This window comes from Flavobacterium sp. (assembly GCF_046153165.1).
GTDB lineage: Bacteria > Bacteroidota > Bacteroidia > Flavobacteriales > Flavobacteriaceae > Flavobacterium.
Genome location: NZ_JBJXEN010000101.1, coordinates 20166 through 33049 on the forward strand (window position 1 = coordinate 20166; position 12884 = coordinate 33049).

General features: G+C 32.0%; 14 protein-coding genes. 2 read left to right on the forward strand and 12 right to left on the reverse strand.

The window, feature by feature from the left end:
• Window positions 1-35 precede the first annotated feature (35 nt).
• The 12 genes from ACKVOV_RS12165 to hemA all read right to left on the reverse strand — a co-directional run bounded on the left by ACKVOV_RS12165 (window position 36) and on the right by hemA (window position 10641).
• Window positions 36-974, reverse strand: coding sequence for a leucine-rich repeat domain-containing protein (locus tag ACKVOV_RS12165; protein WP_409207028.1), 939 nt, complete (start codon window positions 972-974; stop codon window positions 36-38).
• A gap of 81 nt (window positions 975-1055) precedes the next feature.
• Window positions 1056-2495 carry a nucleoside recognition domain-containing protein gene (locus tag ACKVOV_RS12170; RefSeq protein ID WP_409207029.1) on the reverse strand — a complete coding sequence of 480 codons (1440 nt, stop codon included), beginning with the start codon at window positions 2493-2495 and terminating at the stop codon, window positions 1056-1058.
• A 54-nt stretch (window positions 2496-2549) separates the two neighbouring features.
• The gene (locus ACKVOV_RS12175; RefSeq protein ID WP_409207030.1) at window positions 2550-3263 is read right to left on the reverse strand and encodes a 3'-5' exonuclease; all 714 of its coding nucleotides are present in this window, start codon (window positions 3261-3263) and stop codon (window positions 2550-2552) included.
• Between the two features lie 77 nt (window positions 3264-3340).
• Entirely contained in the window at window positions 3341-3811 is a 471-nt protein-coding gene (locus ACKVOV_RS12180) for a methylated-DNA--[protein]-cysteine S-methyltransferase (RefSeq protein ID WP_409207031.1), read from the reverse strand.
• 52 nt (window positions 3812-3863) lie between these two features.
• Window positions 3864-4247, reverse strand: coding sequence for a c-type cytochrome (locus ACKVOV_RS12185; RefSeq protein WP_409207032.1), 384 nt, complete (start codon window positions 4245-4247; stop codon window positions 3864-3866).
• Window positions 4248-4249: 2 nt separating this feature from the next.
• Window positions 4250-5242, reverse strand: a complete 993-nt coding sequence (gene hemB, locus ACKVOV_RS12190) for a porphobilinogen synthase (RefSeq protein WP_409207033.1) — start codon at window positions 5240-5242, stop codon at window positions 4250-4252.
• Between the two features lie 33 nt (window positions 5243-5275).
• Window positions 5276-6178, reverse strand: a complete 903-nt coding sequence (gene hemF / locus ACKVOV_RS12195; protein WP_409207034.1) for an oxygen-dependent coproporphyrinogen oxidase — start codon at window positions 6176-6178, stop codon at window positions 5276-5278.
• Complete coding sequence (locus ACKVOV_RS12200; protein WP_409207035.1) at window positions 6168-6719, reverse strand: GNAT family N-acetyltransferase; 552 nt, start codon at window positions 6717-6719, stop codon at window positions 6168-6170. The genes hemF and ACKVOV_RS12200 overlap by 11 nt, the downstream gene beginning before the upstream one ends.
• Before the next feature lie 3 nt (window positions 6720-6722).
• On the reverse strand, window positions 6723-7748 hold the full coding sequence (hemE, locus tag ACKVOV_RS12205; protein ID WP_409207036.1) for a uroporphyrinogen decarboxylase: 1026 nt from the start codon (window positions 7746-7748) through the stop codon (window positions 6723-6725).
• A 51-nt stretch (window positions 7749-7799) separates the two neighbouring features.
• A complete protein-coding gene (locus tag ACKVOV_RS12210; protein WP_409207037.1) occupies window positions 7800-8465 on the reverse strand; it encodes a uroporphyrinogen-III synthase in 666 nt (221 codons plus the stop codon).
• Window positions 8465-9388, reverse strand: a complete 924-nt coding sequence (gene hemC, locus ACKVOV_RS12215; protein ID WP_409207038.1) for a hydroxymethylbilane synthase — start codon at window positions 9386-9388, stop codon at window positions 8465-8467. The genes ACKVOV_RS12210 and hemC overlap by 1 nt, the downstream gene beginning before the upstream one ends.
• Window positions 9388-10641, reverse strand: a complete 1254-nt coding sequence (gene hemA / locus ACKVOV_RS12220; RefSeq protein WP_409207039.1) for a glutamyl-tRNA reductase — start codon at window positions 10639-10641, stop codon at window positions 9388-9390. The genes hemC and hemA overlap by 1 nt, the downstream gene beginning before the upstream one ends.
• A 229-nt stretch (window positions 10642-10870) precedes the next feature.
• Here hemA and ACKVOV_RS12225 point away from each other — a divergent pair, with 229 nt between their 5' ends.
• Window positions 10871-11743, forward strand: a complete 873-nt coding sequence (locus ACKVOV_RS12225) for a helix-turn-helix domain-containing protein (protein WP_409207040.1) — start codon at window positions 10871-10873, stop codon at window positions 11741-11743.
• Between the two features lie 89 nt (window positions 11744-11832).
• Window positions 11833-12852, forward strand: a complete 1020-nt coding sequence (gene hemH / locus ACKVOV_RS12230) for a ferrochelatase (protein ID WP_409207041.1) — start codon at window positions 11833-11835, stop codon at window positions 12850-12852.
• The last annotated feature ends 32 nt before the right edge of the window (window positions 12853-12884 follow it).

Here is a 12884-nt window from a genome sequence, read left to right on the forward strand (position 1 = left end):
ATGCCTCACAAATTGTGAGGCATTTTTTTTAGTAATTAGATTTTTGTTTTAATGATTTTCCTAACACTTTCAGATTGCCCAAATTCTAGCTTTTCTAAAAAAGAATACGTAGTTTCAGGAAGGCTAACCCATGGATTAACCCCTAAATAAAGTTCTTTCATATTAATGAAATTCACAATTTCTGGCGGAAGAGTTTTAAGTAAATTTCCATCTAAATCTAATAATGTTAAATTGGTTAGTGTACATAATTCGACAGGAAATTTTCTAATTTGATTTTTATCTAAAGTTAAACTTGTCAAATTAATTAGCTTTCCAACCTCAACTGGAATAACAGAAATTAAATTCTCTTTAAGATTAAGTGTTGTCAAACTAGATAAGCTACCTATTTCTGAAGGCAAAATAGCAATAGTGTTTTTTTGTAAGTTTAAAACTTTCAATTTAGATAATGACCCTATTTCTAATGGGATTTCTTTTACTTTATTGTCAAAAAGAACTAGCTCAGTTAAGCTATTTAACGTTGAAATTTCAAGGGGAATACTTTCAATTTTGTTAAAAGACAAGTTTAGCTTTCTTAGTTTAACCAACCTGCCAATGACAGGCGAAATATATTCTAATTTATTCTTCTGTATTTCTAATTTTTCTAAGCTTGGTATTTTTCCAATTTCTATTGGAAATCTAACAAGTAGGTTATTATTTATATACAACTCCCTTAACTTAGTCAGTTTTACTAATTCAATAGGTAACGACTGTAAATTATTATAGTTTAACCACAGTTTTTCAATATTCACAAACCTACTAATTTCGATAGGGAGTTTCGTAAGATTTCTATTGTTTAAATTAAGCTCTTTGTATTTTTCTGGATTTGGTGCATTCATAATTTCGTCCATAGAACGACTTTCTGCTTCTTGTGCATTTACAGAAAAAATTGCACAAATAATCAACACTAACGGAAGTGTTTTTTTTAGGTGTTTCATATTTTACTAAATTTGGGAATAACAAAAATAGTAATCTTTAGATAAGATTATGAAAACAGGACACTTATTTTACGAAAAGATTTAGAAGAACCAACTTGCTACCAAAATAGCTGTTATTACACAAATTAAATCTACTATAAGCATTGTTCCTAAAGCGTAACGGGTATTTTTTATATTAACAGAACCAAAGTAAACTGCAATCACATAAAAAGTACTTTCGGCACTGCATTGAAAAATGCTACTTAATCTTCCGGTTAAAGAATCGGCGCCAAAAGTATTCATCGAATCAATTAAAAATCCACGTGATCCAGCAGAACTAAAAGGTCTAAGTAATGCTACTGGTAAAGCATCGGTAATTTCTTTACTTACGCCCAAATTAGAAAAACCAAAAGCAATCCATTGGCTAATAATTTCAAATAAACCACTATTTCGGAATAAAGAAATAGCCACCAGCATTCCCAAAACATAAGGGAAAATGGTAACACCTGTTTTAACACCATTATTGGCTCCTGCCACAAAGGTCTCATAAACAGTAGTATTCGCTTCTGCAAATTTCTTTTCTTTAATAACAGAAAGAATCAATGTAAAGGCAATAATTCCGACTAAGATTAAAGCTGAAAGATTTGATGTGAAATAATTTTTACCTATTAGATCCAAATGGTTTACATACATTAATAAACCTACTATTGCAGCTATTAACGTCATTAAGCCAACTACCAAAGAAGCACTTTTGAAATTAATTTTTTGTTTAATTCCAACAATCAGAAACGCAGCAATGGTACCAATAAAAGAGGTGATAATACAAGGCAACATCACATCGGCAGGGTTAGCAGCATTGGCAGCCGCACGATAACCAATGATAGAAGTTGCAATTAAGGTAAGCCCCGAAGCATGAAGGCACATAAACATAATTTGAGCATCACTAGCTTTATCTTTTTCTGGATTTATTTCCTGTAAACTTTCCATGGCTTTTAATCCAAAAGGTGTTGCGGCAGAATCCAATCCTAGGAAATTTGCAGCAAAATTTAAGGTCATATACGAAATCGATGGATGGTTTTTTGGAATACTTGGAAATACTTTTACGAATACTGGACTCAAAACTTTTGCTAGTTTTTCTGTTGCTCCAGAAATGATTAAAAGTTCCATTAATCCGCAGAAAAAAGCCAAATAGGCCATAAGAGGCAAAATTAAATCGAGTAATGTATTTTTGCATGTTGGTAATAACCCATCCGATTTTTGAATACCACTATATATTTTTACCGTTTTATTTTTGTAAACATAAGTTGTATCGGCATTTATTGTATCACGATTTATCACCATAGTTTGGTCAGGTGCTTTTTGGATGCTGTCTTTTACAAATTTTGGAATTTGATTTAGGTATTTTTCAGATATTAAAATGGGATCATCTTTTTTTCCATTCAAAATAAAATCGATCGTGTAACTGTTACCAGAAAATAAACTGAACACAACAAATACAATTGAAGAAATAAAAATCGCCAACCAAAATCTACTTAATACCATAATTTTGTTTTTTGTAAATGTAATAAATCAATGTCAATGACAATAATTTAAATATTAAACATGAATAATCTCTTCTTCAATCAACAAATCTTCTCTTCGTAATCGTAAAAAAATTTGAGCAACCGCAATAGTATCTTTTTCACAATAAGTTACAATTCGGTCGATATCTTTTTCTACATAAAAAACATGACCTACTTGCGAACCATCAATATCGCCTTTTGATGATGGAATTCCTAATACTTTACACATCAATTTTAATGAAGTGAAATGTTTATAATCACCAAATTTCCATAATTCTAAAGTATCTAAATGCGGAATTTCCCAAGGTTTTTTGCCAAATAAATTCAGCTTGTTTGGAATCGCAATTTGATTGATTATCATTCTACGAGCGATAAACGGAATGTCAAATTCCTTGGCATTATGACCACATAAAACATGTTGTGGTTGGTTGAAATGATTATTTAAAAGATTGATAAAGTCATGTAAAATTTTCTTTTCTTCTCCAAAAAAAGAAGTGACTCTAAAGTTTCGAATATCTCCTTTAATTGTAAAATAACCTACCGAAATACAGACAATTTTTCCAAATTCAGCCCAAATTCCTGCACGATCATAAAACTCTTCGCCCGAAAAATCTTCTTTGCGTTGGTATTGTGTTTTTTGTTCCCAAAGTTGTTTCATTTCATCATCTAGTGAATTGAAATTTTCTTCTTCTGGAACGGTTTCTATATCTAGGAAAAGGATGTTGTTGAGGTTGATTTTTTCTATCATAAATTTGATTTTTAGATGGCTTAGATTTTTTACACTTTATACAAATCTAATAAATCTAACTTTCTAAGGAGTCTAATTTAAAACAAACTTTGCTGATTTGTTGGATTTTCGTGTTCTAACAACCATTTTTTACGCCACAAACCACCAGCGTATCCTGTAAGGGAACCATCGGTTCCAATGACACGATGACACGGAACAACTATCCAAAGTGGATTTTTCCCGTTTGCCGATGCTGCTGCACGAATCACTTTTGGGTCGCCTAATTTTTTAGCCAAATCGAGATAAGACATGGTTTTCCCGAAAGGTATATTACTTAATTCTTTCCAAACTGTTTGTTGAAAATCGGTTCCTTTAGGATTGAGTTTTAAAGTAAAATCAGTTCTTTTTCCGTCGAAATAGTCGCGAAGTTGATTCACAGCTTCTTTGAGATTTTCAGGAATTTCTTCGGAGACCATGCCTTCGGACAAAACAGAAATAATAGTTATTCCGTTTTCATCACCTTCTATTTTTGTAATCCCTAATGGCGAATTTATAAAGACTGTATTCATGCTCTAAATGTAATAATTTTAAACAAAAAAATCATCCGAAGATGATTTGATTTTATTTCGAAAAACTTAAAATGTAAGTTTCTAAACCTTTGAGTTCTTCATCGGACATTGTTTTTGTAATCGCAAAATTTGTTTTCATGACCTCATATTGACTTGGATCAACAAGTGGCTTAGCATCATTTTTTAAGAAATCGACAATATTCCCGTTTTTGGCTTTATAAATTTTTGCAATATCTTGAATACTGGGACCAATAATCTTTTGATCTGCTTGATGACAAGCAACACAATTTCCTTTCCCTTCAAAAATTTCTTTTCCTAATGCTTCTGGGGCTTTAACTTCGGTGTTGGATTCCGTTGGTTTTCCAAAAGATTCTTCACTTTCTTTTTTGCAGGATATTAGGGCAATAAAGCAACTCAAAAAAAATAAATTTTTCATTATTATTTATTTAAAAGTATTGCTGCTTCTTTAGCAAAATATGTAGAAATAAGGCTTGCTCCTGCTCTTTTTATACACATTAATTGTTCCATCATAATTTTGTCATGATCTAACCAACCTCTTTCGGAAGCAGCTTTTATCATCGCATATTCGCCAGAAACGTGAAAAACTGTTACAGGAACATTCACTGCATTTTTCACTTCACGAACAATATCTAAATAAGCAATTCCTGGTTTTACCATGACCATATCGGCACCTTCCTCAACATCCATTAAGGCTTCTTTGATGGCTTCGATACGATTAGCATAATCCATTTGATAGGTTTTTTTGTCTTTCGGAATTTCAGCATTGTCAACAGGGGCACTGTCTAACGCATCACGAAATGGTCCGTAAAATGCCGAAGCATATTTTGCAGAATAACTCATAATTCCCACATTGTGAAAACCAGCAGCGTCTAAACCTTGTCGCAAACGCAATACACGTCCGTCCATCATGTCGCTTGGCGCAACAAAATCGGCTCCAGCCTGAGCATGAGAAACCGCCATTTTTACTAACGCAGCATTTGTAGCATCATTATCAATATCTCCGTTTTCGATAATTCCGTCGTGGCCGTAAATAGAATATGGATCGAGAGCGACATCTGGCATGACAACCATTTCTGGACAAGCTGCTTTTATCGCTTTGATGGCTCTTTGCATCAATCCATCAGGATTCCAGGCCTCTTTTCCGGTATTGTCTTTTAGTGATTCATTTACTTTTACATAAATATTTACTGCACGAATTCCTAAAGCGAATATTTCTTTGACTTCTTCGACTGTTAAATCGATAGAACGACGATAAATGCCAACCATAGAAGGAATTTCTACTTTTATGTTTTCGCCTTCAGTGATAAACATGGGAAACATAAAGTCACTTGGACTTAATGTAGTTTCGCGAACTAATGAACGAATGCTTTCGTTAATTCTTAATCTTCTGCCTCTTTGTAATGGGAACATAGTAATTGATATTTTATAATTAACAATGGATAATTAAATCCAGTCAATAGGTTTTTCTAATACTCGAATTAATCTTTCTTCTTCACTTCCTGCTTCTGGGTGATGATCATAAACCCATTGCACATGTGGCGGTAAAGACATTAAAATACTTTCTATCCTTCCGTTGGTTTTTAGTCCAAAAAGCGTGCCTTTGTCATGAACTAAATTGAATTCTACATAACGACCACGACGAATTTCCTGCCACGTTCTTTGCGCTGGAGTATAGGATAAATTTTTTCTTTTTTCTATAATTGGAACATACGCTTCTAGGAAAGAATTTCCAACTTCGGTTACGAAATTGTACCAATCTTCCATTTTCATGGTGTCGGTTTGCTTGCAATAATCAAAAAACAATCCGCCTAATCCACGTGCTTCATTTCTGTGAGCATTCCAAAAATAGTCATCACATTGTTTTTTGTATTTTGGATAAAACTCCAAATTGTGTTTGTCGCAAGCAGTTTTGCACGTTTGATGAAAATGAATCGCATCTTCTTCAAATAAATAATAAGGTGTGAGATCTTGTCCGCCGCCAAACCACGAATTGATTACGTTTCCGTTATAGTCATACATTTCGAAATAACGCCAATTAGCATGAACAGTTGGCACCATTGGATTTTTTGGATGAATGACTAGACTTAATCCGCAAGCAAAAAAATCTGCTTCGCCAACGTTGAATAATTTCTGCATCGAATCTGGTAATTTACCATGGACAGCGGAAATGTTTACACCACCTTTTTCGATTACGTTTCCATTTTCAATAACACGAGTTCTTCCGCCGCCACCTTCTGGACGTTCCCAAATATCTTCACGGAATTTAGCTGTACCATCAGAAATTTCCAATCCTTTGCAGATTTGATCTTGCAGGTTTTGTATGTAGGTGTAGAATTTATTTTTCATTTTTAATATAATCTGATTTCAACAACCCAAAATATATAATATCTTCTAAGATTCCTTCTCCATTTTTAAATTCTTCTCGCAAAATCCCTTCTTGAATAAATCCGTTTTTTAATGCTATTTGTTGGCTTCCAAAATTAATTTTTGAAGTACAGATGAAAATTTTATTCATCGATAATTCTTTAAAGCAAATAGCAATAACATCTGAAACTGCTTTTGAAATAATTCCTTTTCCTTCGAAATCTTTGTCAACAAAATAGGCTAATTCGCATTTAGAAATATTGAAATCTATTTTTTTAATACAGATATATCCTATCAAATTATTGGTTTCTAAATTTCTGATATAGAAATAGTAACCAGTTCTTTGTTTCTCGATCTGAATATTATTGGCAATAAATTCGGTTGTTTTTTCTAAATCGAGACAATTTGTAACTGTAACTGGAAATGTTTTACCTATATGATTTCTATTTCTATCAATCAACCAAAAAAAATCTTCGGCAAGAATATCTTCTATTTTGTCAAGTTTCCAGTTAGTAAATTTCATGAGTTATTGATTATATTCTTTCACTGCATCAATAAATGCTTTCGCATGATCTACAGGAATATTTGGTAAAATTCCGTGACCTAAATTCACAATATATTTGTCTTTTCCGAATTCGTCAATCATTTCATGCACCATTTTTTTGATAACAGGAATTGGTGAAAGCAAACGACTTGGATCAAAATTACCTTGTAAAGTAATGTTTCCACCAGATAAATATCTTGCGTTACGTGGCGAACAAGTCCAATCTACACCCAATGCCGAAGCTTTACTTTTCCCCATTTCGCCTAATGCAAACCAACAGCCTTTTCCGAAAACAATAACAGGTGTAATATCTGCTAATGCTTCGACAATTTGGTTAATGTATTTCCATGAGAATTCCTGATAATCAAAAGGAGATAACATTCCTCCCCAAGAATCGAAAATCTGAATAGCATTGCAACCCGCTTTTACTTTTTCTTTTAAATAAGCAATAGTTGTATCTGTAATTTTTTGTAATAAAACGTGAGCTGCAACAGGATTTGAAAAACAAAATCCTTTGGCAACATCGAAACTTTTTGATCCTTTTCCTTCTACAGCATAACAGAAAATGGTCCATGGTGAACCTGCAAAACCAATTAGCGGCACCTCATCATTTAACATTTGTTTTGTTAGTTTGATGGCATCAAAAACATAACCTAATGTTTCGTGAACATCTGGAACAATGACTCTTTCTACATCTTGAATCGTACGAATAGGATTAGGTAAAAATGGACCTATATTTTCTTTCATTAATACTTCAATTCCCATAGCTTGTGGCACGACCAAAATATCTGAAAACAAAATGGCAGCATCAGGCGCAATTCTACGAATGGGTTGCACGGTGATTTCGGCAGCTAATTCTGGTGTTTGACAACGAGTGAAAAAATCATATTTGTCACGTAAAGCGATAAATTCTGGTAAATATCTTCCTGCTTGACGCATCATCCAAACTGGTGGACGTTGTACGGTTTCTCCTTTTAATGCTTTTAGAAATAGGTCGTTTTTGATCATTTTTTTATTTTATAGTTGCAAAGTGACAAAGATTCAGAGTTGCAAAGTTTTTTATTGATATTCATTTATACATTCTTCAATCACATCTTCGATAGTTGGATTTTCGGCAATGATGACATTTTTTGTAATTTTTTGTAAAGCTTCAGCAGTGGTTTCGCCAATACAGAAACAAGTTTCTTTTTTGATTGTGTTGTCTTTTAAATAACTTTCTACGCCAGATGGGCTAAAAAACAAAATAGCTTCTACTGAATCTTTTATTTTTTGAGGAGTTAATGTAGTTTCATACACTTGAATTTCATTGAAAGTAACATTTCCTTCTTTTAAAGCTTCGGGTAATGTTTCTCTACGTAGGTTTCCGCTGAAAAAAGTAAAGCTATCGTTTGGATGAATTAGCGTAATAATTTCGGCCAAATCGGAAGCATAACCTGTATAAACATCAACATTAAAACCATTTTCTGACAATAATATTTTTGTTTTTAATCCAACACAGAAAACGTTTTTTGTTTTTAATTCGGCACATTTTGAATGTTGCAAAATACTATGAACGGCATTTTGACTGGTAAAAATTAAGTTATCATTTACTTCCTTTAACTCAAAAGGTTTATTTTCTGTTTTAATAAAATCTGCCTCAATAACATCGAAGTTTGCTTTTACTAATTCTTCTTTTTGAATAGCTGAAAGTTTTTTTGTAGATAATATCTTGATTGAAGTGCTCATTATTTTTTTAGTTTTTCTTTTATGGATTCCATCAATTTTGCACCACCGTTTTCAAAAATTTCTTGGGCAGCATTATATCCTAATTGCTTCCATTCTTGTACTTCAACTATTTTGTTTACTTCAATTTTTTCTTTTCCGTCAATAGAAAATAAAACTCCTTGAAAATGGATTGTTTCATCTTTTTCGTTAAATTTTGCCAAAGCTCCAATTGGTGCAGTACAACCACCCTCTAAAGTTCTTAAAAATTGACGTTCGATATAGGTTGTTATTTCAGTTTCAATATGATTGAGTTCAGCTAAAGCATTTAAGGAATAAGTATCATTTCCCATGGCAACAACCATCATTGCTCCTTGTGCTGGCGCAGGAATCATCCAATCTAAATTGATATAATTTTCTGGTTTTATATTTATTCTTTCTAAACCTGCAGCTGCAAAAACAGCACCATCCCAATCATTATCTTTTAGTTTTTGCATTCTAGTATTCACATTTCCACGTAAATCAACAACGGTATGGTTTGGGTATTTGTGCAACCATTGTGCTTGTCTTCGCAAACTTCCAGTTGCTATTGTTGCATCAGTATTTAAAAAGTCGAAATTGTTGTTATACACTAAAATATCTTTTTCATTGGCTCTTTCTAAAACAGCTGCTTGCACAATTCCTTGTGGCAAAGCAGTTGGAACATCTTTCATAGAATGAACAGCAATATCTATATCACCATTTATCATAGCAATATCTAATGTTTTTGTAAAAATCCCTGTTATCCCGAGTTCATAAAGTGGTTTATCGAGAATGATATCTCCTTGGGATTTTACAGCTACAATTTTTGTTATATAGCCTAAATCATTTAATATTTTCTCAACATGATGTGCTTGCCAAAGCGCTAATTCACTATCACGTGTTCCTATACGAATTATTTTAGTCATTATTTGGCTCTTTCTATTTGAAAAACTTTCTGAATCCAATCAATGCTTTCGTCGACCATTGTTTCTTCATCTTTAAGATGATTGGCAAAATGATTGGTTATTTTTTGAATAATGCGATTACTAATAAGCTCCGCTTGTTCTTCATCAAAATTTGATAATTTTTTTCTTTGAAAGGTTAACTCTTTTTCTTTAATAGTGTTTAATTTTGCTTTGAGTGCATGAATTGTTGGAGCATATTTTCTCCCATTCATCCAAGCATTAAACTCCTCTTTTATTTCGTCAATAATAGCTTCGGCAGCTGGTATATGTTGCTTTCTATTTTCAAGAGTTTCGTCAGTAATTTGAGATAAATCATCTAAATGAACTAATGTTACATTTTCTAATTCATTCACATTAATATTTACATTTTTTGGAATAGATAAATCTAAAATTAGTAATGGTTTTTTAAGATTTAAAATAGCCTTGTCTATTGTTGGATTTTGTGCGCCAGTTGCCACGACTAAAACATCGGCTTTTTGTAATTCGATATGTAAATCGGCATAATCTTTTACAATCAAATTTAATTTTCCAGCTAATTTTTCCGCTTTATCTTTAGTTCGATTTATTAAAGTGATGTGCTCATTTTTAGAGTGTTTTACTAAATTTTCGCAAGTATTTCTTCCTATTTTTCCTGTGCCAAAAAGTAAAATATTTTTTTCTCTTATGTTTTCTACATTTTTCATAATGTATTGGACAGATGCAAAGGAAACTGATGTGGCTCCTGAAGAAATTTCGGTATCCGTTTTTATCTTTTTACTAGCTTGAATGACTGCATTTACTAACCTTTCCATAAAAGAATTGGCAAGGTCTAAAGCTTTACTTTCTATAAACGCAATTTTTATTTGACTTATAATTTCAAAATCACCTAGAATCTGACTGTCTAAACCTGTTCCAACTTTAAATAGATGAGATATCGCTTCTTGATTTTTATATACATAAGCTACTTTTTGAAAATCTTCGACAGTTCCTTGACTATTCTCACAAAGTAATTTAATTAACTGAAATGGATGCTCAGCAAAACCATAAATTTCTGTTCGATTGCAAGTAGAGGTAACTATTAGCGATTCTATTCCTTCATTTTTGGCTTGAAATAACACATTAGTTTTTGCATTGGCATCTAAACTAAACTTTCCCCTCATTTCGGCATCAGCTTTTTTGTAACTTAATCCTATTGCGTAGAAAGTATTGTGTTTTGAAGTGTTTCCGTTTTCCATATATTGGCTTTTACCTAAAAGTTGAACAAAGTTATATTTATATGATTTATAAAAACAACGCTAAAAGTTCTTTTTGTATCGCTAAATGTTATTTTAGTTTTAAATCGTTCTTTTTATAAAAAAATATCTATTTTTGCAGTAGAATAAAGGTGTTTGAGTTGTTTTATTTAGAGTTATTCTAAATAAAACATTAAAAATATCATGCACTTGAATACATATATATATCGCTATGAGTTCACAAGATGTTATAACAATTGAGGATGATTTTACCCTACTTCGTTTTCAAAACGATTCAGAAAAACCTTTTTTAGCTCAACGAGAAGTAACCAACGGACTGATTCAGTTTCATTTTGGTCTAAAAGGAACTGCGAAATTTATTTTTAATCAAGGGAATTATACTTTAGACCTTAAAGAAGAAAAATCTTTACTGTTGTATAATCCCCAAAAGGAATTGCCATTAAATTTAGAATTAGCACCAAATTCTTGGGTAATTTCGGTAATAATTTCTATCAAAAAATTTCACACTTTATTTTCTACTGAAGCCAATTATATTACTTTTTTAAGTGATGATAATAAAGATAAAAAATACTATACAGAAGATAATATTTCCCCTTCTATGGCTATTGTCTTGAGTCAAATGTTTCATTACAATCTAAATCCTTCGATAAAAAACCTTTACTATAAAGGAAAAGGTTATGAATTATTGAGTTTGTATTTTAATAGAAATGAAGATCCCAATGCTGAGCAATGCCCTTTTTTGATTGATGAAGAAAATGTTTTGAAAATAAAGAAGGCCAAAGAAATTATTATTGCTAATATGGCCGAACCACCTGGTTTACAAGAATTAGCTGATGAAATTGGGCTAAATCTAAAAAAACTCAAAATGGGTTTCAAACAAATATATGGTGATACAGTTTATGGTTTTCTGTTTGATTATAAAATGGATTTTGCTAGAAAATTACTAGATTCAGGATCATATAATGTAAATGAAGTTGGACTAAAAATTGGCTATAGCACTGGAAGTCATTTCATTGCAGCTTTTAAAAAGAAATTTGCTACAACACCAAAAAAATATTTAATGTCTATAAATCCAAACACATAGTTATCTATATAAAACAACCAATAAATAATTGTTAATCATAAATTAAAAAAAGTTAGAATTATTACTTTTATAAAAAAATAAAAACACCAATGAAAGGAGTATTACTTGTAAATCTAGGGTCACCAGAAAGTCCAACACCAAAAGATGTAAAACCATATTTAGATGAATTTTTGATGGATAAATACGTAATAGATGTTCCATTCTTATTACGTGCTTTGTTGGTTCGTGGTATAATATTACAAACAAGACCTAAAAAATCAGCAGCGGCATATGCTAAAATTTGGTGGGAAGAAGGATCTCCTTTGGTTGTTATTTCTCAGCGTATGCATAAGAAAGTTCAAGCAAAAATTGATATTCCCGTGGCTTTAGCTATGAGATACGGATCCATGTCTATACTAAAAGGGTTACAAGAATTACATGACAAAGGCGTAAATGAAGTGATGCTTTTTCCTTTGTATCCGCAACATGCTATGGCATCTACAACTACCATTTTAGTCCTTGCAGAAGAATTACGCAAGAAACATTTTCCTGAAATGAAATTCACGATTGTTCCTGCATTTTACAACAAACCTGATTATATAAAAGCCTTAGCTAATTCGATAAAAAAACATTTAGATACTTTTGATTATGATCATTTATTATTTTCATATCACGGAATCCCTAAAAGACATATTCGCAAAACTGATATAACTAAATCGCATTGTACTATTGATGGTTCTTGTTGCAACACACCTTCGCCTGCACATGAATTTTGTTATCGTCATCAATGTTATGAAACCACAAAACAAGTAGTAAAATTATTGGGAATTCCTGAAGAAAAATACAGTCAGACATTTCAGTCACGTTTGGCTGGCGACAAATGGTTAACACCTTATACTGATGTTGAAATAAACAAAATGCCCGAAAAAGGAATTAAAAAATTAGCAGTAGTAACTCCAGCTTTTGTGTCTGATTGTTTAGAAACATTAGAAGAAATTGCCATGGAAGCCAATCATCAGTTCAAAGAACATGGAGGAGAAGAATTTATGGCCATTCCTTGTATGAATGATGATGATGAGTGGTGTGATGTTGTAACAGATTGGATTAAGGATTTTCAGAAAAAAGACTAAACGATAATAAGCGGATATATAATAGATTTAAA

Bases quoted from the DNA above. Each gene is read 5' to 3' on its own strand.
- ACKVOV_RS12165 (WP_409207028.1), bottom strand. From the start codon at position 974: ATGAAACACCTAAAAAAAACACTTCCGTTAGTGTTGATTATTTGTGCA.
- ACKVOV_RS12170 (WP_409207029.1), bottom strand. From the start codon at position 2,495: ATGGTATTAAGTAGATTTTGGTTGGCGATTTTTATTTCTTCAATTGTA.
- ACKVOV_RS12175 (WP_409207030.1), bottom strand. From the start codon at position 3,263: ATGATAGAAAAAATCAACCTCAACAACATCCTTTTCCTAGATATAGAA.
- ACKVOV_RS12180 (WP_409207031.1), bottom strand. From the start codon at position 3,811: ATGAATACAGTCTTTATAAATTCGCCATTAGGGATTACAAAAATAGAA.
- ACKVOV_RS12185 (WP_409207032.1), bottom strand. From the start codon at position 4,247: ATGAAAAATTTATTTTTTTTGAGTTGCTTTATTGCCCTAATATCCTGC.
- hemB (WP_409207033.1), bottom strand. From the start codon at position 5,242: ATGTTCCCATTACAAAGAGGCAGAAGATTAAGAATTAACGAAAGCATT.
- hemF (WP_409207034.1), bottom strand. From the start codon at position 6,178: ATGAAAAATAAATTCTACACCTACATACAAAACCTGCAAGATCAAATC.
- ACKVOV_RS12200 (WP_409207035.1), bottom strand. From the start codon at position 6,719: ATGAAATTTACTAACTGGAAACTTGACAAAATAGAAGATATTCTTGCC.
- hemE (WP_409207036.1), bottom strand. From the start codon at position 7,748: ATGATCAAAAACGACCTATTTCTAAAAGCATTAAAAGGAGAAACCGTA.
- ACKVOV_RS12210 (WP_409207037.1), bottom strand. From the start codon at position 8,465: ATGAGCACTTCAATCAAGATATTATCTACAAAAAAACTTTCAGCTATT.
- hemC (WP_409207038.1), bottom strand. From the start codon at position 9,388: ATGACTAAAATAATTCGTATAGGAACACGTGATAGTGAATTAGCGCTT.
- hemA (WP_409207039.1), bottom strand. From the start codon at position 10,641: ATGGAAAACGGAAACACTTCAAAACACAATACTTTCTACGCAATAGGA.
- ACKVOV_RS12225 (WP_409207040.1), top strand. From the start codon at position 10,871: ATGAGTTCACAAGATGTTATAACAATTGAGGATGATTTTACCCTACTT.
- hemH (WP_409207041.1), top strand. From the start codon at position 11,833: ATGAAAGGAGTATTACTTGTAAATCTAGGGTCACCAGAAAGTCCAACA.